This window comes from Niallia sp. 03133 (assembly GCF_052663225.1).
The window spans coordinates 16698-40239 of the sequence record NZ_JBQTCY010000002.1 but is presented as its reverse complement, the minus strand read 5'-3'; the positions used below and the strand labels follow the sequence as shown (position 1 = coordinate 40239).

Genomic DNA, 23542 nt, shown 5'->3' with positions numbered 1-23542 from the left:
TGGATACTTGTGATAAACAACATCATAGAAGGAATTGAACAATATAAAAAAGAATTTTATGATATTAGTATATATATTGGAGAAAATCCCGAATTAGGCCACGAAGAATTTAAAGCATGTGCTGCACTGACAGAATTGTTAAATAAACATGATTTTATAGTAGAAACCGGAACTTGCAGCTTGCCTACAGCCTTTACTGCCACATACGACAGTGGAAAAGAAGGGCCTGTTATTGGATTTATGGCGGAATACGATGCGCTGCCAGAGGTTGGGCACGCATGTGGACATAATTTAATCGGAACAATGAGTGTTGCAGCAGGCATTGGTCTTAGCAAGGTACTAAACGAGATTGGAGGAAAAATCATTGTGTACGGAACGCCAGCAGAGGAAACAAAAGGCGGAAAGGTGACAATGGCGGAGACTGGTATTTTTTCTGAATTAGATGTTGCAATGATGGTTCATCCCTTAGATAACTATATAAAAAGCGGAAGCTCATTGGCAATGGATGCTATACAATTTGAGTTTTTTGGAAAGTCTGCCCATGCTGCTGCCAGCCCCCATAAAGGCATTAATGCACTTGATGCAGTCATTCAAACCTTTAACAGCATCAATGCTCTGCGTCAGCATGTTACTTCTGATGCAAGAATACACGGGGTTATTACTGAAGGTGGAAAAGCCGCAAACGTAGTGCCTGATTATGCAGTAGCTCAATTTTATGTTCGAGCAGCCAAAAGAAGTTATGTAAATGAGTTGGTGGAAAAAGTAAAGAAATGTGCAGAAGGTGCTGCTCTGCAGACTGGTGCAAAAATTACTGTCTCTAATTACGAGTTTTCCTATGATGATATGATGACAAATAACACGCTGTCGGAAGTTTTTACAAAAAAATTGACTTCATTAGGTGTAAGGGAAGAAGAAATTTTCGATCAACGAGATGGTTCAGGATCGTTAGACATGGGAAATGTAAGTCAAGTTGTTCCATCCATTCATCCATATATTAAAATATGTAATGAAGCATATGCATGCCATACCCATGAATTCAGGGAAGCTGCCATGACGAAGCAGGCTAGAGAAGCGATGATTCTCGGTGCGAAATCAATGGCTTTAACAGGTTTGGAAGTTTTAACGAATAAAGAACTCCTACAGCAAATAAAAGATGAATTTAAACAGCAGCGTTAAGCATTGATTATTATTTGAATAAGTACATCACAAAGTACAATTTATAAAAAGTATGGAATGACAAAGAACCATTCTTTTTCTCAAAATATAGGAAAAAATCAACATTGACAAATTATTCATATTTTTATATAATTATGGAAATTTCAAATGTGCGATGATAAGGACATGAGTGATTCTATTCAGTTTACAGAGAGGGAAGCTATTGCTGGAAACTTCCTAGCCTTGAAGGAATGACTTACCACCTTTGAGCTGTATTGGTGAAATACTAGTAATCAATACCGTAGATGCTACGATACAGCAAATCGAGCCGCAAGATAGAAAAGTTTTCAGCCTAAACGATAGCTTTTCCTTTTTGCGGGAACTTGGGTGGAACCACGAGATAAACACACACTCGTCCCTTTTTTAAGGGATGAATGTGTGTTTTTTTATTTTTGTCTAGGAAATGATAAACGAAATAGAGTGGTGGATAACTAAGCAGTATGGTCCGCGTCCAGCTCCAACGTACAGGATGTACAAGTGCCGATGTTGCAACAGGACGTTGCGTACTTAATCGGCCAGCGCCTATCACCTATCAAACTTCAGGTCATCTCCCTACGATAAGTCAACATCTACGCTTGCGCTCATCGGGTTTCCTTTATCACGTTATAACGGGCAGTAATTTATCGCCTAAGAATTGTGAAGTAGGTGAAAAAACTGCCCGTAAAAACCTGATCGACTCAACTAACCATCAGGGGGAAATCGCCATGATAGAAGGTTCGTCTTATCTCAGTCGATGCCCTTCCGAAGTATAAGGATGTACAAGTGCCGATGAAGACATAAGGCCGTGGCGTAGTTAATCGGCCAGTTTTTACGGCGATGATCAAGGCGCTTGCGCTTTTGTTCTTCAAACATTTGAATAGACATATGCAATGAAAAGGATATGAATAATACTGAATGGTTGACAGAGAGGGAAGACAAGGCTGAAAGCTTCCTAACTTGGAAAGAATTATTTACCACCTTGGAGCAGTATTGACGAACAATTAGTAGTCAATACCGTAGATGCTGCGTTATAGCACAACAAGCTGCAAAAAGAAGAAAAAGCAAATCGCTTTCGCTTTTCGCGGGAACTTGGGTGGAACCACGGGTAAACAATGCACACTCGTCCCTTTTTTAGGGATGAGTGTGTTTTTTTATATTAAAAAGGAGGTTTTTAGGATGATCCAAAAAGAAAAAGCAAAGGAAATTATCATTAAGTTTCCAGATGGAAACCAAAAGAACGTTAAAAAAGGAATTTCCTTAGAGGAAATTGCCGAGTCGATTAGTAAAAGTTTGAAAAAGAAATCAGCCGCTGGTTTTGTAAATGGTGCTTTATATGACTTAACTCGTCCTATTGAAGAAAATGCGGATATAGAGCTTGTGGAGCTTCACTCAAAAACTGGCATAGAGGTAATGAGACATACAGCAGCTCATGTACTAGCTCAGGCTGTTAAACGTTTATATGGAAATGTTCATTTAGGGATTGGACCGGTCATTGAAAATGGCTTTTACTATGATCTTGATATAGATGTTTCCATTACAATAAATGACCTGAAAAAGATTGAACGTGAAATGCAGAAAATAATAGCGGAAAACCAGCCTATTAAGCGAGTGGAGCTTTCAAGAGAAAAGGCAAAAGAAATGTTTTCTTTTGATCCCCTTAAGCTGGAATTATTAGAAGCTATCCCGAAAGAAGAGGTTGTTACTGTGTATCAGCAAGGTGAATTTGCCGATCTATGCCGCGGTCCCCATTTGCCGGCAACACGGTTGATCAAAGCTTTTCAATTAACACATGTATCTGGAGCTTATTGGCGTGGTGATAGCAGTAATAAAGTACTGCAGCGCATTTATGGGGTAGCTTTTGCTTCTAAAGAGGAATTAGAGGAGCACTTTCATTTTGTGGAGGAAGCGAAAAAAAGAAACCACCGTAGATTAGGGAATGAATTAGAATTATTTATGTTTTCGGAAGAGGCGCCCGGCATGCCATTTTATTTAGCAAACGGCCAAATTATCCGGAATGAATTAGAGTCTTTTTTAAGGGAGTTGCAATACTCTTTTGATTATAAAGAAGTCCGTACACCAATGATGATGAATCAGGGTCTATGGGAACGTTCTGGACATTGGGATCACTATAAAGAAAATATGTATTTTTCCGATATTGACGATCAGCGTTTTGCATTAAAGCCAATGAATTGTCCAGGACATATGCTTATTTTTAAGGATAAGCTGCATTCTTATCGAGACCTTCCCATTCGAATGGCAGAGTTTGGCCAGGTTCATCGCCACGAATTCAGCGGTGCTTTAAACGGTTTGCTCCGAGTTCGTACATTCTGTCAGGATGATGCCCATATCTTTGCAGCACCTAATCAAATCGAGGAAGAAATTACATCTGCATTAAAATTAATCGATTATGTGTATCAAACATTTGGATTTCAATATGAAATGGAGCTGTCTACAAGACCTGAGGATTTTATGGGAAGCGAAGAATTATGGGATAAAGCAGAAGCTGCTTTGAAAAATGTAATACAGCATCTTGGTTATGCTTATTCCATCAATGAAGGAGACGGGGCATTTTACGGACCGAAAATAGATATTCATATTAAAGACGCTCTAAAGAGAAGTCATCAATGTGCTACAGTGCAGCTTGATTTTCAAATGCCAGAAAAATTTGATTTAACATACATCGATGAACAAAATAATAAAGTGCGTCCAGTCGTTATACATCGTGCAGTCTTTGGATCAATAGACCGTTTTCTTGGTATATTAATCGAGCATTTTGCAGGTGCCTTCCCTGTCTGGCTAGCACCTGTTCAAGTAAAAGTGTTAGCAGTTTCAAATGAAATTCATAAAGACTATGTGGAAGAAATAACAAAACAATTAAAAAAAGAGCATATAAGAGTGGAGCTTGATTTACGTGAAGAAAAACTTGGCTATAAAATAAGAGAAGCACAAATGAAAAAGATTCCGTTTATTTTAGTAGCGGGGGATAAGGAACAGGAGAATCGATCAGTTCATCTTAGAAAATATGGCAGCGATGATTCAAACGAAGTAAAGCTGGATGATTTTATTACTTTTCTAAAAAATTCAATAAATACTAGAAGTGTTGAATAACTGTTGAAGCTTTTGATCATTTCTAGTTAGAAAAATTAAATTTATGGAAAATACAAAATGATACAGAAATTTTTTTCTTCCATGCGGATGGATGCAGCTAATAAAGCAGATCCTTCCGTTTTTTTCATCCCACTCTTAACGGGCAGTAAAGATCCGATAAGTTTAACTAACCATCAGTGGAGGATGAACCCTCCTCACTGATGGAAGGTTCACTTTATTTTTTTGGCTCTTTTAAACGATCATGTTGTTTCTGGGAAGGAAATTTAAGAGACTCCTGCTTAAAAAACGGCTGGTAAGACCTCAGCTCAGACAGGTACGAGCGAGGAGAATTGCCGGTTCGTCCGCGGAAAGCGAGGAGATTCCCTGACCATTCAAAAATCAACAATGAAATTTAACAGAGCTTTTTTTAAAAAGGCTTGAAATAATTTCAAAAGGGGTACTAATTATGCATACTCTATTATCTTCCTGAAGAAAGGTGAATGTACATGACAAATAAAACGATGATGCAATATTTTGAGTGGCATCTTCCTGCAGATGGAAACCACTGGAACAACTTAAAAGAAAATGCTTGCAAATTAAAAGAAGCTGGCATTAATGCTGTGTGGATTCCTCCTGTTACAAAGGGGGTTTCTGAAGATGATAATGGCTATGGTATTTATGATTTATATGACCTGGGTGAATTTAATCAAAAGGGCACGGTCCGAACAAAATACGGCACAAAAGACGAATTAGTCGAAGCAATTAAAGCTTGCCATCACATCGGGATTGATGTTTATGTGGATATCGTGATGAATCATAAAGCAGGTGCCGATGAAAAAGAAACATTCAAGGTGGTTGAAGTAAATCCAGAAAATCGTGAAGAGGTTATTTCTGAACCGCATGATATTGAAGGCTGGACGAAGTTTTACTTTCCAGGTAGAAAAGGAAAATATTCGTCCTTTACATGGAACTTTGAATATTTTAACGGAACGGACTATGATGCGAAAGAAGATAGAACTGGAGTATTTCGTATACTAGGTGAGCATAAGGAATGGAATAACTATGTTGATGATGAGTTCGGCAATTATGATTTTTTGATGTTTGCCAATATTGATTATAATAATTTGGAAGTCCAAGATGAAATGATAAAATGGGGGGAATGGTTAAGTGAAACCCTAAAATGTAATGGCTTTCGCTTAGATGCGATTAAACATATAAATCATAAATTTATTAAACGGTTTGCTGAGAGCATGCATGAAGCAAATGGAGATTCGTTTTATTTTGTCGGAGAGTTTTGGAAAACAGATATTGAGGAATGTGATGCATTTTTAAATGAAATGGATCATAAAATTGATTTATTTGATGTTCCGCTGCATTATAAGTTACATACCGCTTCTATACAAGGCAGTGATTTTGATTTATCCACTATCTTCGATGATACGTTGGTTCAAAGGCATCCGCAAAACAGTGTAACATTTGTTGATAATCATGATACGCAGCCAAATGAATCACTTGAATCATGGGTGGAAGATTGGTTTAAACAAATTGCCTACAGTCTTATTTTATTGCGAAGAGACGGTTATCCATCTGTCTTTTATGGCGATTATTTTGGGATAAGCGGAGAAAATGCGATCGACGGTAAAAAAGAAGCAATTGATCCACTACTATATGCTCGAAAACAAAAAGCATATGGAAAACAAGACGATTATTTGGATGACAAACATATTATCGGATGGGTAAGACATGGAAGCAATGATAAAAAAAGATCTGGCTGTGCTGTGGTTATATCAAATCATGAAGAGGGAAGCAAACGAATGTTTGTCGGCGTGGAGCGGGCAGGTGAAGAATGGATTGACTTTACCAATACAAGAGACGATAAAATTAATATAAACGAAGATGGGTTTGCAGACTTCCCTGTTAATGGAAAAAGTGTTTCCATTTGGGGATTAGCAGATAGTATGGAGTAGTACTGGAATAACGTTTAAGGCCTTAATTTTTAAGGTCTTTTTTAACGTCTTTTCTTTTCAGTTTCAGATAATTATAATATGATGTAATAAATAAAGGAAGTAATATTTACCATTCTAAATTAGAAAGGAATTACTCTTTATGTATAAATTAAAAACGAAAGAAACAGAGAATAGTGTGATTGAATTTATTGAAGCGGTTGAAAAGGAAAAAAAGAAAGAAGATGCTTATCAATTATTAGATATTTTTACAGAAGCAACGGGTCTACCAGCAAAAATGTGGGGATCAAGCATTATTGGGTTTGGTTCTTACCATTATAAATATGCTTCTGGACATGAAGGGGATGCACCATTAGTCGGGTATTCGCCAAGAAAAGCAAAAATCAGCTTGTATTTTGCGACAGGATTAACCAATCGAGATGAACTACTAAAGGAATTTGGAAAACATACAACCGGGAAAGCCTGTGTGTATATAAATAAACTGGACGATATTCATATCGATGTTTTAAAAAAGATCATATCAGAATCAGTACAATTCTTAAAGGAAACATACCCAGAAAACGAATAATATAACTTTTTTATTCGTTTTTATTTCACCATGTCGACAATATATTCTACTGACGAAAATGTTTGTATTTCGCTGCGTACAACATTTGTTGAAATCCTGATCTTTTCTTCAAAAAAAGAATAAAAGAAAAACCTCTGATTCATACTAACATAGATTATGAAGGAGGTTTATATATGGCAAAGAAAAATAAAAAAAATGATCCACAGCAAAAAAACAAAAAGGGATTTGACTCTGCCGTGCTGAATGAAGAATTTGCACATGAAATGGGTAGTGCCGCGGCAAATAAAATACACCATGATAAAGCAAAAAAAGAAAAAGCTTCCAAAAATAATGGAGCATTCAAGAAGTAATAAAAGCTAACGCTCATAACAGCAGCAGTCCAAATGCATTTTTCCATTTGGACTGCTGCTGTGAGAAGAAGTTTTTTATTGCACTTAATTTTGGTAGATTAGGAGAAACATAGGTTGTATATCCATTAAATAAATCGAAAAATCTTTCTTAGCAAACGATACATTTCTTTTACTAAAAGATAATGTTAGCGTATAATAATAAGCGCCATATTATTGGACGAATATAATATTTAACTGGAATAGAAATGAACGGAGAGAAAACAATGATAGTAAAAAATGAAAAAGATGTAAATGGTTTAATGGAAATTGGAAAAATTGTCAGCATGATTCGAGAAGAATTATGCAGCAAAACAGTGCCGGGAATAACAACAAAAGAATTGGATGATCTTGCTGGAAAACTTTTTGAAGAGCATGGAGCTGTATCGGCGCCAAAATCAATGTATGACTTTCCTGGTTTTACGTGTATATCTGTTAATGATGAAGTAGCGCACGGCATACCCGGCAGCCGCATAATTCAAGAAGGAGATTTAGTAAATATTGATGTTTCTGCAAGTAAAGGCGGTTATTTTGCCGATACAGGCAAATCTTTTGTCGTAGGGAACGGCGATCCAAAGTTAATCAAGTTATGTGATGCTGCACAAGAAGCATTTGAGGAAGGATTAAAATGCTTTAAACCAGGCGGCAAAAAAAATCGAATTGGAAAATTCGTTTATAATACGGCGAAAAAAAATGGTTTTACTGTAATAAAAAATCTTACTGGACATGGCATTGGAACATCCTTGCATGAAAAACCTGATCATATCTTAAATTACTTTGACTCATGGGATAATGATTTATTAAAAGAAGGCATGGTTATTGCTTTTGAACCATTTATTTCAACAAATGCAGAAGAAGTATATGAAAAAGAAGACGGATGGACTTTCTCTACAAAAGATAAAAGTTTTGTCGCTCAATATGAACATACTGTGATCATTACAAAAGATCAACCAATTATAACTACTTTATAGAACAAAGCGGCTGTCCTATTTATTTCAAGGCAGCCGTCTTTATTATTTCAGAAAAACCTTCCAACAAATCACCATCTTTATAAAGTAAACTTCCACCAGTGGGGGTTTTTCTTCATCTCCCACTGATGGTTAGTTGCACTTATCGGACCTTAACGAGCAGTTCCCCCCCCCTAGCCTCCTCGATTTCTCGGCATCTTCAGGAGAGGGTATTACTGCCCGTTAAGAGTGGGATAAACATATAGAAAAGTAAGCAATACAGCAGGAGAGAATCTAAAATTATTACTTTTTCGAATATTATAAAAATTTTATTGCAATAATATTCCTGTTTGACAATCCATGAAATATTCCGTATTGTATTAAATGTAATTTTATAAAAAATCCTTATCAGCTCAAGATGAGGTAGAGGTCGCGGTTTTTAATAGTAGGAAGATAGAGAGTCGGAGAGCTTGCAAATATCTTTTGAAAGGAACAACCGCCGAAGCATTATTATTCTCTGATAATAAGTAGCTGGGCCTGTATCCGAATAGGTACAGGACTGTCATAGGGATTACTATGATGAACTATCCTTTTTCTGATGGTGTTTATTTGCACCCCATACTTGCGGTGTGTTTTTTTATGCCCTTTTAATTGGAGCCTGCAAGATTATTATTCTCCACTTATACGGATACACACAGATTAATAGATGTAGGGAAATAAAGTAAACTTCCATCAGTGGGGGTTTTTCCTCATCCCCCACTGATGGTTAGTTGCACTTATCGGATCTTTACGGGCGAGTTTCAACACCTAGCTTCATCGATTTCTCAGCATTTTGAGGTGGGGGTCTTACTCAATGTCATCAACTTAAGATTCCATAAATTGTATTAATATAAAAATTGTTCGTTTGGAGAGGCGTCCGCTCGACTCCTATGGGAATTGCGAGACAGGTGAGACCCACAGGAGCGTCCGCGACGAGGAGGCTCACCGCTCGCCCCATGGAAAGCGAGCGGTAAGCCTCGGAAAACCTAACGCATACTCCCACTTTTTATTCGATTTCTAATATATTGAAGTTAAACTTGATGACATTGGGGTCTTACTGCCCGTTAAGCGTGGGATAAATAATCTATCAAGTAACAATGTTATTTGTTTTACTATTTGGCTTTAACGGGTATCTTTCATCATTTTTCCATACAATTAAGGAAGAGAACCAAAATGTTCGTTAATCAAGGATATATTCTTCAGAGTAAATTCTCCAATTTTGAGCAAAAGGAAGAGAGAAGGAGAGGACAACAAGATGAATACAAAAGGAAAACTCGGACTAGGAATATTAACGTCCCTCGTTGTAGGGAATATGGTTGGATCAGGAATTTTTATGCTGCCTCGTTCATTATCGGAAGTAGCAAGCCCAGGAGGCGTATTACTTGCCTGGATATTCACAGGTCTTGGTGTATTAGTAACCGCCCTTGTCTTTGGAAATTTAGGCACTAGAAAACCTAATTTAAAAGGCGGTCCGCAAATATATGCGAAGGAATTATTTAAAGCTGGCTCTAAAAAATCATTGCTTGCTGGTTTTATGTCGACCTGGGGTTATTGGATTGGAAATTTAGCAGGAAATATTGCGATTATAACCACATTTGCAGGTTACCTTTCCTCCTTTTTTCCGATTTTAACAAGTGAAGCAGCGTTAATTACAATTGGATCTTTTACATTAAAGGTTGGAAATGCTTTAACCTTCTTCGTATGTACGATTTTATTGTGGGGTACACATTTTATTATCCTGCGTGGGATCGAAAATGCTGGGAAGCTAAATTTTATGGCAACAGCAGCAAAAGTCGTAGGCTTCTTATTGTTTATCATTGTAGCTTTGTTGGCTTTTCAAACAAGCACGATATTGCCGCTTGTCGAACCAAGATTAGATGAAGCAGGACAAGCAGTCAGCCTTTTCGGACAAATTAACCATGCTGCAATAACAACACTATGGGCATTTATTGGAGTGGAATCGGCAGTGGTTTTTGCAGGAAGAGCCAAAAAACAGCTGGATGTAAAAAGAGCGACTATTTTAGGATTGTTTATTGCTTTAGCCATTTATATAGGGATAAGCACATTGGTAATGGGAATCTTAAATCAGGATGCGCTCATTTCATCACAAAAACCATTAATTGATGCAATAGTGGCAGTTATAGGACCTATGGGAGGAAAAATACTTGCTTCGGTTGGCTTGATCAGCTTATTCGGTTCTACAATAGGATGGATAATGCTAAGCTCCGAAGTACCTTATCAAGCAGCAAAACAAGGGATATTCATCCCAGCATTTTTAAAAGAAAATAATAAAAAAATTCCAATATTTTCGTTAACCGTAACAAATATGCTTGGCCAGCTTTTTATTTTTTCTACTATTTCAAACAGCATTTCAGCTGCTTTTGATTTTGTTATTTATATTGCTACACTTTCTTATTTAATTCCTTATTTAATTTCATCCATCTTTCAGCTAAAACTAACGATCACTGGTGAAACATATCAATCCAAAAAAGAAAGAATAACGGATGGTATTATTGGCGGATTAGCTACTTTCTATTCGATTTGGGTTATCGTCGCAGGAACAGCTGATATTAAAACTTTTTCTTTCGGTATGATATTGTTGTTGAGTGGAATATTTTTTTACAATCAAGTAAATACACAAGCGAAAAATAAAAAACAAATAAACCATGCCGCATAACAGCAAAAGCAATAATAGCTCTTATGACTTGATATTGTCGTCGGAGCTGGATATAAGAAAATCGCAAGCGCCCTTGCTTATCGAGAGAATAAGGTGCGGTCCACAGGATGTGGATCACACAAATGAAGACATAAGGACGTGGCGTTCTTAATTTGTGTATCTTAAGCGAGATAAGGCGAACCTTCCATCAGGGGATGATCTTTCCCTGATGGTTAGTTCGAGTCGATCAGGTTTTTACAGGCAGTTTTTTGTGCGCTATCCATTTTTATTGTACTTTCTTACTGCCCGTTAAAACGTGATAAAGGAAACACGAAGAATGTAGTGTTTCGATGTTGACTACGCAAGCGAGGTGAGGGAAGCGTTGAAGTCGATAGGGCGCTTGCGCTAGACACTTCTCTGACTTCAGAATACTTATACTCTTATCTTTTAAAAAAAAGCATCCATACATGAAGGATGCTTTTTTTACATATAATGAGAAAGATACAGGGAATTCTCCTTTAAATTAGCCAACAAATGTGTTTTAATAGGAATAAATTGGATTTTTAATATGGCTATAGATCTAAAAAAGACATATTCTTAATACAGGATATCTCATTTATTTGTTTTGCTAAGGGACTTTTATACTGTGTTATTACAAAATAAAGCTTGATTGCTGAGAGAGGATTTTATATGCAGACAGATACCATCTTTTATTTCATCCAAATAAACTCGATTCATTTCTTTCTTTTTAAAGATAATTTGTTGTTTATCATAGTAATTAGTTTGTTGGCATTATTGGTTGTTTCCTCTCTCTTCTGTGTAAAATACGTACATAAAACCACTTTAGCTTGGAGGAATGCTAGAGAAATAATTCATAAAAAGAATCAATTGCTGAAACAAATGGAAGATGAAATAAACTTTAATAGATTATTAATCAATTCACTTGAATGTGGATTAGTTATATATAACAAACACAAAAAAGATTATTTTTTTTCAGAACAATTTGAAACGTTATGCGGCTATCCATCCAATAAGTTAATGGAGAATCCTGCTTTATGTAGGCAGCTCTTATACAAAGAAGATGTCCCCATTCTAAATGAATTAGTTGATGATGTGTTAAAGGGAAAAAGCAAACGGGGGGAATTTCGTATTAACCATCCAAATGAAAAAATCAAATGGGTGTTATGCATCGCAAAATCTATTCCCGATTCGAATGGAGACATGAGTACTATTTATGCGCAGATCATTGATATTACCGAACGAAAAAAATTAGAAGAAGAATTAAAAATATTAGCTTATACAGATTCCTTAACCGATTTATCGAATAGAAAGGCATTAGATCATCATATGCAAAAAGCTTTAGCAAGATCCAAACGTCATAAACATAATGTAGCGATCATGTTTATTGATTTAGACGATTTTAAACTTGTTAATGATACGTTGGGGCATAAAGCAGGAGACGAATTATTAACAAAAGTGGCCAGTAGGTTTCATGACACAATAAGAGAAGAGGACTATATAGCACGAATTGGCGGAGATGAATTTATTATAGTATTTGAAGAAACAACTCGAGCTGAAGTCGAAAAAATCACAAAACGGATCATTCACGAGGTGTCAAAGCCCTACTTTATTCATCCTTTTAAAGCTTCTATAACGCTGAGTATCGGCATCAGTTTATTTCCTGATGACAGTGAAGAACAAAATGAGTTAATAGCCAATGCAGATAAAGCAATGTATCAAGCAAAAGAAAAGGGAAAAAACCAGTATACTTTTTATGCATCTGAATCCCATAAGATTGATTAAATATAGAATGTAATCTTCGTTCATTTTATTCATTTAATAAGTTGGCAGGCAGTTTCCATTCTGCTTGTTTTTTTAATATCTTGAATATAGATGTTTATCAGATAATCAACACGGAACTTCCCTAGATAGCAAGGAATAATAAAGCTACTAAATGTCTTTATCTTCTTCCTTTTCTTTTTTCATTTTTTTTAAAAAAATCGCAAAATATAATTGCATATTTATTAAAAATATTGTATAAATATTATTAGTTGATATTTTAAAAAGGGGAATGGATATGAGTTACACAGTCATCGATAAATTGCCGATATATGACCAATTTGCTGAGCTTCACCAATCGAGCGGATTATTAAAAAATAAAAAAGGAAATTACACACAAGAACAATTATATACAGCAGCTAAAAACAGCTGGTACTGTTTATCTATATATGATGGGGAAGCATTAATTGCTTTCGGAAGAATGATTTCAGATGGAGTCTATCAAGCACTAATTTGTGATGTAATGGTGGATCCTGCTTATCAAGGGAACGGATTGGGCAAACAGATTATCGAAGGACTTTTACATAAATGCCAACAAAGCGGTATTCAATCCATTCAACTTTTCTCCGCAAAAGGAAAACAACAATTTTATAAAAAATTAGGCTTTCAAGAAAGAGAAGCAGATGCTCCAGGAATGTCTATTGTAATATAAAAAACTCATCGAAAACCATTTCAATGAGTTTTTTTGTGGTCAAATTTCCCTTATGAAAACAAAACATCCTGATTTTTTAAATTTATCATTAATCTTTCTTTCCTTTATTGACATTTAAAAAAATATGGTATTAAAATAATAATGTTTAGCACTCATTTTAATAAAGTGCTAATACAACGGATGGAATCTACCTATTGATTAAAAGGTGAAGGGAGAATACTCGATGGTACAAACAAAAGAATTTAAAGCCGAATCAAAGAGATTATTAGAAATGATGATTAATTCCATTTATTCTCAACGAGAGGTATTTTTGCGTGAATTAATTTCGAATGCAAGCGATGCGATTGATAAAATTTATTATAAAGCTTTAACAGATGATGAGCTGCAGTTTAATAAAGACGACTATTTTATTAAATTATCAGCAAATAAAGAAACAAAAACTTTAACGATTTCCGATACTGGAATTGGGATGACGAAAGAAGAACTGGAAAACAATCTCGGCACAATTGCAAAAAGCGGATCATTAGCCTTTAAAACAGAAACAGAATTAAAAGATGGGCATGACATTATCGGTCAATTTGGTGTTGGCTTTTATGCTGCGTTTATGGTTGCTGATGTAGTAACTGTAGTGACAAAAGCGCTTGGAAGCGATACTGCATACAAATGGGAATCACATGGCGCAGATGGCTATACGATCGAAGAAACGAATAAAGATACGGTTGGAACCGATATTACTTTAAAGCTAAAAGAAAACACAGAAGAAGATACATACGATGAGTTTTTAGAAGAATATCGGCTGCAGGCAATTATCAAAAAATACTCTGATTTTATCCGCTATCCAATTAAAATGGATAAAACAAGCCAGCGTCCAAAAGAAGGAACAGAAAATGAGCTGGAAGAATATACAGAAGAACAAACAATTAACAGTATGGTTCCAATCTGGCGTAAAAATAAAAATGAATTGACAGAGGATGATTATCAGCAATTTTATACAGATAAAAGATATGGCTTTGACAAGCCGCTAAAGTCTCTTCATATAAGTGTAGATGGGTCCATACGCTATAACGCTATTCTTTATATTCCAGAAAAAACTCCATTTGACTATTATTCAAAGGAATATGAAAAAGGACTGGAGTTATATTCAAACGGTGTATTAATTATGGAAAAATGCAGTGATTTGCTGCCTGATTACTTTAGCTTTGTAAAAGGTCTTGTAGATTCCGAAGATCTTTCCCTTAATATATCAAGAGAGATTCTGCAGCATGACCGTCAGTTAAAACGAATCGAAAAAAACATCACGAAAAAGATAAAAGGCCAGCTGCAAAGCTTGTTAAAAGACGAAAGAGAAAAATATGAAGCATTCTATCAATCATTTGGACGACAATTAAAATACGGCGTATACAGTGATTTTGGGGCAAACAAGGAAATGCTGCAGGATTTACTGCTATTCCATTCTTCCAAAGAGAAAAAGCTAATTTCCTTAAACGAATACGTTTCCAGCATGCCTGAGGAACAAAAATATATTTACTATGCAGCTGGCGAATCAATTGAACGATTAGAAAAGCTTCCACAAACCGAATTGGTAGCAGATAAAGGCTACGATATTCTCTTCTTCACAGATGATATTGATGAATTTGCCATTAAAATGCTGATGAACTATATGGAGAAAGAATTTAAATCAGTGTCCAGCAGCGATCTTGGAATTGAACAAGAAGAATCGAAAGAAGATGCAGCTTCCAATGAGGAAAACAAAGAATTATTTGCATATATGGAAACGATTCTTGCCGGAAAAGTGAAAAAGGTGAAACTTTCCAACCGCCTAAAATCGTATCCTGTCTGTCTTTCAACAGAAGGAGAAATAACCATTGAAATGGAAAAAACGCTAAATGCCATGCCAAATAATGAGCATATAAAAGCAGAGAAGGTATTAGAGCTAAATAAAAATCATTCCGTTTTTCAATCATTAACAGCAGCTTTTGATAACGATAAAGAGAAAGTAGCACTTTATACGAACCTACTTTACAATCAAGCATTATTAATTGAAGGATTATCCATAGAAGATCCAGTTGCATTTACAAACGATCTGTGCAAAATAATGATCTAATAAGTAGATTCCAAAAACAGCCTCCTATTTCTGGATTAGGAGGTTGTTTTTTGCATTACATTTTATTATTTCCCACAAGACAGCAAGAAATTCTTAAGTATGTAAAGACCTTTATCTAATTCAGCAAAGTCCTTGGCAGATGTCAGTGAAATGCGAATAAACTGAGAGGATTTATCTTTCTTGACCAAGAACCTATCAGAATGATAAATATGGATGCCTTTTGCTATAGCATTTTCCTCAAATTGTTTTAGCTGATAATTTTTAGAAAGCGGAATCCAGCGAAAAAAACTGATTGGATTTTCGTGAGAACCATGTATGGGGAAATATTTTAGATAGAGCTGATTACGTTGTATTATAATTTCCTTTTTTCCCTTAATGATTTCGTCAGCAACTCCGGTATTAATCAATTCTGTTATTATCTCAGCATTTAAGGCTGAAGTTTTTATATTCAGATTAAAGATTCCATACGTGATTTTTTCCATAAACTGATTTGCATATGCTATAAATGAAACTCTTAGTCCAGAGCTTAATGATTTTGCGATACTTTGAATATAAACAAAATTCTCAGGAACGAAATGGGAAATTGGTAAATAGCCTTTTGGAGCAAGGAAAGAATAAATATCATCCTCTATTAAAATAAGCCTATACCTTTTGATTATTTGTGCTATATCCTTTCTGCGATTCCTATCCATTGTGATAGCAGTTGGGTTATTACAGGTTGGGATTAAATAAATCCCTTGTAATTGATTTGTTCTGCAAGCATAATCTAAACTTTCTGGCATCATGCCTAATGAATCTCCATCAATCGGGATTAATTGGATATTTAATATCTTAGCCAGCTCAATAAAATTAGGATAAGTATATGCATCCACTGCAATTTTGTCCCCAGGGTGAAATAAGGACATTAGAATCAAGGTAAAAGAATTTTGTCCACCTGAAGTGATTGCAATATTGTCAACAGGTACATCTAAGTGAAACTTTTCCATCCATTTTTTTGCTGCCATTCTATGATAAGGCATTCCTAACGGGTCTCGATAATCCAATAATTTTTCCAGATAATTTTTGTTGGCAATACTTTTAATTGTGTCTGCCACCAAAGTGTTATAACTATCCAGTGGTTTGATAATACCCATCTCTATATAAGGTTGTTTCTCCCTGCTATCTGCTGAGAATATAGCATTCCTCACATTAGGAGTGACAAAGGTTCCTCTTCCGGTTACAGCATATATTAATCCTTTTACTTCGCAAATTTTAAAAGCTCTAGTTATCGTACTGAGATTAATATCAAGATAATCTGCCAGTTCTCTTTGAGGAGGAAGTTTCGTGTTAGGCTTGAGATAGCCATTGAGAATATCATATTCCAATAAGCTGGCAATGGAACGGTATAAGGGAGAAACAAGCTGTTTTCGATCGGGTTTCCATGACATAGGATAATTTTCAAATGAATTTACGGGCATTTTCATTCTCCTGATAATTGTATTGCATACAATTATATCATTGAAGCCATACAATTAGGATGCTAAAGTTATTTTTATGAGGAGTTTGTAGAAAAGAAGGAGGTTAGAACAGGAAATGTTATATTGTAGATGCATTTGCTGAAAACTTGTTTGAAGGTAATCCAGCTGCTGTATGCATCATGGAGGAATGGATTAAAGAGGATATTATGCAGAAAAGGATGAAAGGATTTAAAAAATGAAAAAAGGCATTTTATTGTTAATAGTAGCAACATTATTATGGGCGGGCAACTACATATGCGGCCGCTTTTTAGGGCCAGCTTTACCAGCAACATTATTGAATACCGTACGTTGGGCAATCTCAACGATTATACTTTTTGGATTGCTGATTTTAAACAAGAAAAAGATTCCCGTATTTGTACGATGGAAGGAGTTTTCTATCCTAGGATTTTTAGGTGTGTTCGCTTTTTCTACCTTAAATTACTTAGGATTAAAATCGATTAATGCCTCACAAGCAGGCATGATTTCTGCTGGTATTCCCATCACCATCTTAGCATTTACCCCTCTTTTCCTTAAAGAAAAAATCAAAGCAAAAGCATGGATAGGTGCAGCAATATCCATAATAGGTGTAATTTTGCTAGTAAAAGGAAAGTCATCGACATCTTCTGAAGGATCCATTGTAGGAGAAATTGAAATCCTTTTATCATGTGTGGCTTGGGGGATGTACACAGTTCTAGGCAAGAAATATGGTAAGAATATTGATCCTTTAACTTTGACTGCAGGGGCAGCCTTATATGGTACGCTTTTTAGTGCCATAAGTTGTATTGGAACCGTACAGCCAAGTATGATTCATATGACAAAAAATGCGTGGATTTGTATTTTCTATGTAAGTACCCTCGCATCAGTAGTAGCATATTTTGCATGGAATGCCGGTGTGAAAATTGTTGGAGCAGGGCGTGCAGCACCATTTATTAACTTACTTCCCGTTTGGACTGTTGTTTTAGGTGTTCTGTTATTGCAGGAGCAATTATCTGGAGTCACTTTTGTGGGAGGAATCATCACCATTTTCGGTGCAATCTTAGCAAGTATGAAATAATCATGATAAAATCATGCATGAATTTATTGTACTTTTAAGTGAAGATTGCCTTCTACAAAAAAGTCTTGAAAAGTTATCTCCATAGATGAATAGACATATAAAGGAGTAAAAAGGGATGAAGTTTGCAAAAAGAATGGAACAATTTGGAGAAGGTATTTTCTCTAGCTTATTAGAATTAAAAAGAAAGAGAATTGAGATGGGAGAACCTGTTATAGATTTAAGTGTAGGAACCCCTAATATTCCTCCAGCAAAACATGTTATAGAAGCGTTATGTTCGGCAGCAGCCGATGAATCGAATTATATTTATGCTTTGAATGACCAATACGATTTATTGGAGGCAGCGAGTGATTGGTACGAAAAGAGATATGAAGTAGGTTTAAATCCTAAAACGGAAATTTGTTCGTTATTAGGTTCACAGGAAGGACTTGCTCATTTATCATTGTCCATCATTGATGACGGAGATTTGGTATTGGTGCCTGATCCGTATTATCCTGCATTTGCTAGTGGACCGTTGTTGGCAGGAGCAGAGCTTTATTATATGCCACAGAAAAAAGACAATGGTTTCATCATTTGTTTACAGGATATTCCAAAGGATGTAGCAAGAAAAGCAAAATTAATGCTTGTCTCTTATCCGAATAATCCTACTACAGCAATAGCACCAGATTTTTTCTACGAAGAATTGATAGCATTTGCCAAACAATATGATATTATCGTCCTACATGATAATGCTTATAGTGATTTGGTTTTTGAAGGAAAAAAAACAAAGAGTTTTCTCTCCTTTCCCGGCGCAAAGGATGTAGGAGTTGAGTTCAATTCATTATCTAAAACATATGGATTGGCAGGCGCGAGAATTGGATTTTGTCTAGGAAACGAAGAAGTAGTAACCCGTTTAAAAATGTTAAAATCAAACATGGACTATGGCATGTTTTTACCGATTCAAATGGCGGCTATTGCTGCTATTACCGGCGACCAAACTTGCGTGGAAGAAACGAAAAAGGCTTATGAAAAACGAAGAAATATTCTCTGTGATGGATTCCATTCCATTGGATGGAAAATGGAAAAGCCAGAAGCGACGATGTTCATTTGGGCCAGCATTCCATCTCATTACAAACAATCTGCTGATTTTACGATGGATTTAGTGGAAAAAGCAGGCGTTTTAGTAACACCAGGAAGCGCATTTGGACCATCCGGTGAAGGATATGTACGGATTGCTTTAGTTCAAGAGGAAGAAGTTCTAGAAAAAGCAATCCAAGCTGTAAGCGAAAGTGGCATTTTGAACGAGGTATTTATAAATAAACGAACATGAACATATGCCCTCGCTTGGCTTTCGCGAAATATAGTGCCCTCCAAAATAATAGAGGAGCCTTTCAAGTTTCTTACAAACCAAATGCTTGACTTCTTCTAATATAATGATTTAATATGAGATAAATAAACCTATCATAATATAATATAATCTTATCCAGAGAGGTGGAGGGAAATGGCCCTATGATACCTCGGCAGCGGGTTCTTATGAATACTGTGCCAATTCCAACAGATAATCAATATCTGAAAGATAAGAAGAGAATATAACCAATAAAATCCTCTTCTGTCTGCAGAAGGGGATTTTTTTCAAAAGATAAGTATAAGATTTCTGAAGCCTGACGGGTGTCTAGCTCCAGCGCCCTATCGACTTCAACGCTTCCCTCGCCTCGCTTGCGTAGTCAACATCGAATCGCTACGCTACTCGTGTTTCCTTTATCACGTTTTAACGGGCTGTAAGAAAGTATAATAAAAATGGATAGCGCACAAAAAACTGCCCGTAAAAACCTGATCGACTCAACTAACCATTAGGGAAAGATCATCCCCTGATGGAAAGTTCGCCTTATCTCGCTTAAGGTACACAAATTAAGAACGCCACATCCTGTGGACCTCACCTTATTCTGTCGATGAGCAAGGGCGCTTGCGCTTTTCTTATTAGGTTTAATTTGAAAGAAATTTGGAAAAAGATAATATCATATCTTTTTTATTCAAGAATAAACTTAAAAAGTATCATCTAAATATAATTCCTACTAATCTTATGGGAAATATTATATTTTAAAAAGGAGAATACAGTAATGGAAAAGCAATCAACAACTATCACAGACAATGAAAAAGATGTTTTAATTGAAAAATTAATAGAGAATGGCATCTTTAAAAAAGAATCGTTCCATTTATTTGAGCTGTCGGTGGTAGAATTAAAAGAAGAATATGAAAAAGTACTGCATGTAAGCAATCGAAAATAATGAATAGTTAATTAAGCGGACCTATTCTATCATAGTTTTTTTTCAAAAACTATGATAGAATATATAAGATATGAACAGATAATAGAGGTTTTTAGCCCCCCTCGTTAAAAAAACTAAGATGAAGCAGTACTTCCATCTTGGAGTACTGCTTTTTTGCGGCTAAAATTTTTACGTTAACCTAACACTATTAGTATGAAGTGTGTTGCCGGTAAGAAGGGAGTTATGCAGTATGTTAAAAGATGAAAAAGCGGTAGTGGTGTTCAGCGGAGGACAAGACAGTACTACTTGTCTATTTTGGGCATTACAAACATTTAAAGAAGTTGAGGTTGTTACCTTTAATTATAATCAGCGTCATAAGGAAGAAATTGAATGTGCGAAAAGAATTGCAAAAGATTTACATGTTAATCATCATGTTCTTGATATGGCATTATTGAATCAACTTGCTCCTAATGCTCTTACAAGAAGCGATATAGAGGTGAAAGAAGGGGGAAATGGCGAATTACCTTCCACTTTTGTACCTGGACGAAATTTGCTTTTCCTATCCTTTGCTGCTGTTTTAGCAAGCCAAATTGGTGCCAAACATATTATTACAGGGGTGTGCGAAACAGATTTCAGCGGCTATCCGGACTGTCGCGATGCTTTTATCAAATCCCTTAATGTAACAATAAACTTGGCAATGGACAGCCAGTTTGTCATCCATACTCCATTAATGTGGCTCAATAAAGCAGAAACGTGGAAGCTTGCTGATGAATTAGGACAATTACAATATGTCCAAGAAAACACATTAACATGCTACGAAGGAATTATCGGAAATGGCTGTGGTAAATGCCCTGCCTGTAAATTAAGAAAAGCTGGATTGGATACTTACTTACTTTCAAAACAAAAGGATGAAATCGTGTAATGGAACAAAATGTATTTGGCTTTCGAATCGTGGAAGGCCTGCAAAAAATAAATCAAGACATTCAAAAAAACGAATTAAACTATCATAAAAAAAGAGTGCTTGTCAGCAAGGAATTTACGTTTGATGCTGCCCATCACTTGCATTGCTATGAAGGAAAATGTAAAAATCTGCACGGACATACGTATAAAGTAGTATTCGGCATCAGTGGATTTACAAATGAAATCGGACTTGTGATCGATTTTGGCGATATAAAAAAAATATGGAAAGAAAATATTGAAGTCCATCTTGATCACCGCTATTTAAATGAAACATTGCCTAAAATGAATACAACGGCAGAAAACATGGTCGTGTGGATATATGAAAAAATGCAGGAAGCTTTAAACTGCTCAGATTCTACTTATAATGGGACAAGAGTAGAATTTGTCCGGCTGTTTGAAACACCAACGAGTTATGCAGAAGCAAGACGGGAGTGGATGGAAGATGAATAAAATTCCTGTTCTTGAAATTTTCGGTCCAACGATCCAAGGAGAAGGCATGGTTATTGGACGGAAAACGATGTTTGTACGTACAGCTGGCTGTGATTATAAATGCTCCTGGTGTGATTCTGCTTTTACATGGGACGGTTCGGCTAAAGATGATATTAAGCTGATGACAGCAGAGGAAATATGGGAACAGCTTGAAGGTGTTGGGGGACCCCATTTTGACCATGTGACGATTTCAGGAGGAAATCCGGCATTATTAGCTTCTTTAGACAGCTTCATCGATTTATTAAAAGATAAAGGAATAGCTGCCGCATTAGAAACACAAGGCAGCAGATGGCAGGACTGGTTTTATAAAATTGATGATTTAACCATTTCACCAAAACCACCGAGTTCTGGAATGGAAACAAATTTTGGTATATTAGATTCTATTATTGCTAAATTACAAGAAAATAAAAACGATTTTAGTATAAAAGTGGTTGTATTTGATGCAGAGGATTTCCATTATGCTCAAAAATTGCATGCTCGTTATCCACAAACTGCTTTTTATCTTCAAGTCGGAAATGATGATATCAATAATGGAAACAAGGAAGAATTACTTATGAAACTATTAGAAAAATACGAATGGCTGATCCAACAAACCATTGAATCTAGTGATATGAATAATGTGAGAGTTCTTCCTCAATTGCATGCGTTAGTTTGGGGGAATAAAAGAGGAGTTTAGTCCTCATTTTCTTTAACGCTAAAGAAGCGTTTACAAAGATATTTTTATTTTTCATAGCGAAATATTAGGCCTTAAGAGCTGAAAAAAATAGTTTTATCGGCAAATTAACCAAAAGACTGTACTGACTTTTGAAGGATTTTGTAGTTATGAATCGAAAATTCTTTTAAAAGAATGTATAATAGAAACTTAGGGTACTAGATTCTGAAAGAGGGAGGATCTTAAGGATGGAATGGACTTTAGCCATTTTGTTTGGCGCAGCGTTCCTGCTATTGATTATGTCAATTGCAAAAGCAAAACAATCGTCCAAGGCAGAACAGCGTGAAATTGACATGATTCATCTTTCCGTAATGGATGAAGTAGAACAGCTGCAAAAACAATTACGAAATCTAGAGCTTGATCTAGAAATTATGGAAAAAAAGGCTAGCATTCAAATATCTTCTAATGAAAGAGTAATCATGCGTGAAGTGTTAGATTTATATAAACGCAAATACTCTATAGAAAGCATTGCCAAACAAAAAAATCTATCTGAAAACGAAGTAGAATATATGTTATCTCCTTACTTCACAGCAAAAGATGAAGGGAGAAAAGTTCCACATGAAGTCTAATATTGTAACGAGCTTCTCTGCAGGACTTCTTTTCGCTGCAACCGTTTGTGGAATCGTGTATTTCACCAGCAAAGGAGAAAACATAGAAGCTCAGTCAAAAAACCCGCAAACAGAAAATAATGTCGTAGAAAAAACACCTACTGTGGAAGAAATGAAAAGTATTCTCGGAGATTCTGGATTTGTGGTGCAAACACAAGAAGAAGTAGATAAAAAAGATGCTGCGACAACGGAAGAATGGAAGAAAAAAGTCGCGGAAGCAGAGGAAGCTGCAAAAAAAGCAAGCTCCGATAATAACGGCCAGGTTGAATACCGTACGATGATTACCGTAACAGACGGTATGACAAGTATAGATGTAGGACGAGCATTAAAAAGCGGTAAAATCATTAAGGAAAGCGCCTTTGATTTCTCCCAAAAAGTGGATAAAAAAGGGGTAGCTAATTACTTAAAACCTGGAACATATGAAATGGACAGCAGCATGTCCACAGATAAAATTATTTCTACCATTTTTAAAAAGCGCTAAATCGATAAGAAGCCAATGTACTAATCACATTGGCTTCTTTTTTATGAAAAAATATTTTCTTTTTTA

General features: G+C 35.8%; 19 protein-coding genes, 1 pseudogene, 2 riboswitches and 2 other annotated features. Of the genes and pseudogenes, 19 read left to right on the top strand and 1 reads right to left on the bottom strand.

What is annotated here, in order from left to right; all coding sequences use genetic code 11:
* The first annotated feature begins 9 nt into the window (after positions 1 to 9).
* The 10 genes from ACTYBU_RS02700 to htpG all read left to right on the top strand — a co-directional run bounded on the left by ACTYBU_RS02700 (position 10) and on the right by htpG (position 15436).
* Positions 10 to 1176, top strand: coding sequence for a M20 family metallopeptidase (locus ACTYBU_RS02700; protein WP_445486941.1), 1167 nt, complete (start codon positions 10 to 12; stop codon positions 1174 to 1176).
* A gap of 145 nt (positions 1177 to 1321) precedes the next feature.
* Positions 1322 to 1578: a binding site (T-box leader), on the top strand.
* Positions 1579 to 2075: 497 nt separating this feature from the next.
* Positions 2076 to 2325 (top strand) — a binding site (T-box leader).
* A 45-nt stretch (positions 2326 to 2370) separates the two neighbouring features.
* Positions 2371 to 4302, top strand: coding sequence for a threonine--tRNA ligase (gene thrS / locus ACTYBU_RS02695; RefSeq protein ID WP_445486939.1), 1932 nt, complete (start codon positions 2371 to 2373; stop codon positions 4300 to 4302).
* A gap of 485 nt (positions 4303 to 4787) precedes the next feature.
* Positions 4788 to 6248 (top strand): alpha-amylase, encoded by a 1461-nt coding sequence (locus tag ACTYBU_RS02690; RefSeq protein ID WP_445486938.1) that lies wholly within the window; start codon positions 4788 to 4790, stop codon positions 6246 to 6248.
* 139 nt (positions 6249 to 6387) lie between these two features.
* Positions 6388 to 6813 (top strand): DUF1801 domain-containing protein, encoded by a 426-nt coding sequence (locus ACTYBU_RS02685; protein ID WP_445486936.1) that lies wholly within the window; start codon positions 6388 to 6390, stop codon positions 6811 to 6813.
* Between the two features lie 173 nt (positions 6814 to 6986).
* Positions 6987 to 7163 carry a hypothetical protein gene (locus ACTYBU_RS02680; RefSeq protein WP_445486934.1) on the top strand — a complete coding sequence of 59 codons (177 nt, stop codon included), beginning with the start codon at positions 6987 to 6989 and terminating at the stop codon, positions 7161 to 7163.
* 263 nt (positions 7164 to 7426) lie between these two features.
* The gene (gene map / locus ACTYBU_RS02675; RefSeq protein WP_445486932.1) at positions 7427 to 8170 is read left to right on the top strand and encodes a type I methionyl aminopeptidase; all 744 of its coding nucleotides are present in this window, start codon (positions 7427 to 7429) and stop codon (positions 8168 to 8170) included.
* A 392-nt stretch (positions 8171 to 8562) separates the two neighbouring features.
* A riboswitch (Lysine riboswitch) is annotated at positions 8563 to 8741 on the top strand.
* A 699-nt stretch (positions 8742 to 9440) separates the two neighbouring features.
* Positions 9441 to 10862, top strand: a complete 1422-nt coding sequence (locus ACTYBU_RS02670) for an amino acid permease (protein ID WP_445486930.1) — start codon at positions 9441 to 9443, stop codon at positions 10860 to 10862.
* A gap of 669 nt (positions 10863 to 11531) precedes the next feature.
* Positions 11532 to 12644, top strand: coding sequence for a diguanylate cyclase domain-containing protein (locus ACTYBU_RS02665; RefSeq protein WP_445486929.1), 1113 nt, complete (start codon positions 11532 to 11534; stop codon positions 12642 to 12644).
* 274 nt (positions 12645 to 12918) lie between these two features.
* Positions 12919 to 13332: a GNAT family N-acetyltransferase gene (locus ACTYBU_RS02660; RefSeq protein ID WP_445486927.1), complete on the top strand. Its 414-nt coding sequence runs from the start codon at positions 12919 to 12921 to the stop codon at positions 13330 to 13332.
* A 223-nt stretch (positions 13333 to 13555) separates the two neighbouring features.
* Entirely contained in the window at positions 13556 to 15436 is a 1881-nt protein-coding gene (gene htpG / locus ACTYBU_RS02655; protein ID WP_445486926.1) for a molecular chaperone HtpG, read from the top strand.
* Between the two features lie 65 nt (positions 15437 to 15501).
* Here htpG and ACTYBU_RS02650 read toward each other — a convergent pair whose 3' ends face one another.
* Complete coding sequence (locus ACTYBU_RS02650) at positions 15502 to 16893, bottom strand: aminotransferase-like domain-containing protein (RefSeq protein WP_445486924.1); 1392 nt, start codon at positions 16891 to 16893, stop codon at positions 15502 to 15504.
* Between the two features lie 122 nt (positions 16894 to 17015).
* Here ACTYBU_RS02650 and ACTYBU_RS02645 point away from each other — a divergent pair.
* The 9 genes and pseudogenes from ACTYBU_RS02645 to ACTYBU_RS02605 all read left to right on the top strand — a co-directional run.
* A pseudogene (locus ACTYBU_RS02645) lies at positions 17016 to 17108 on the top strand (PhzF family phenazine biosynthesis protein); the annotation flags it as partial.
* Positions 17109 to 17128: 20 nt separating this feature from the next.
* Positions 17129 to 17986: a DMT family transporter gene (locus tag ACTYBU_RS02640; RefSeq protein ID WP_445486923.1), complete on the top strand. Its 858-nt coding sequence runs from the start codon at positions 17129 to 17131 to the stop codon at positions 17984 to 17986.
* Positions 17987 to 18101: 115 nt separating this feature from the next.
* Entirely contained in the window at positions 18102 to 19292 is a 1191-nt protein-coding gene (locus ACTYBU_RS02635; protein ID WP_445486921.1) for an aminotransferase class I/II-fold pyridoxal phosphate-dependent enzyme, read from the top strand.
* Positions 19293 to 19438: 146 nt separating this feature from the next.
* Positions 19439 to 19545, top strand: a riboswitch (SAM riboswitch).
* 534 nt (positions 19546 to 20079) lie between these two features.
* Positions 20080 to 20247, top strand: a complete 168-nt coding sequence (locus tag ACTYBU_RS02630; protein WP_445486919.1) for a Fur-regulated basic protein FbpA — start codon at positions 20080 to 20082, stop codon at positions 20245 to 20247.
* Positions 20248 to 20476: 229 nt separating this feature from the next.
* Entirely contained in the window at positions 20477 to 21148 is a 672-nt protein-coding gene (gene queC, locus ACTYBU_RS02625) for a 7-cyano-7-deazaguanine synthase QueC (RefSeq protein WP_445486917.1), read from the top strand.
* On the top strand, positions 21148 to 21636 hold the full coding sequence (queD, locus tag ACTYBU_RS02620) for a 6-carboxytetrahydropterin synthase QueD (RefSeq protein WP_445486915.1): 489 nt from the start codon (positions 21148 to 21150) through the stop codon (positions 21634 to 21636). Before queC ends, queD begins: the two co-directional genes overlap by 1 nt.
* Positions 21629 to 22351 (top strand): 7-carboxy-7-deazaguanine synthase QueE, encoded by a 723-nt coding sequence (gene queE / locus ACTYBU_RS02615; protein WP_445486913.1) that lies wholly within the window; start codon positions 21629 to 21631, stop codon positions 22349 to 22351. The genes queD and queE overlap by 8 nt, the downstream gene beginning before the upstream one ends.
* Before the next feature lie 224 nt (positions 22352 to 22575).
* On the top strand, positions 22576 to 22956 hold the full coding sequence (locus ACTYBU_RS02610; RefSeq protein ID WP_445486911.1) for a hypothetical protein: 381 nt from the start codon (positions 22576 to 22578) through the stop codon (positions 22954 to 22956).
* Positions 22946 to 23476: an aminodeoxychorismate lyase gene (locus ACTYBU_RS02605; protein ID WP_445486909.1), complete on the top strand. Its 531-nt coding sequence runs from the start codon at positions 22946 to 22948 to the stop codon at positions 23474 to 23476. The genes ACTYBU_RS02610 and ACTYBU_RS02605 overlap by 11 nt, the downstream gene beginning before the upstream one ends.
* Positions 23477 to 23542 lie beyond the last annotated feature (66 nt).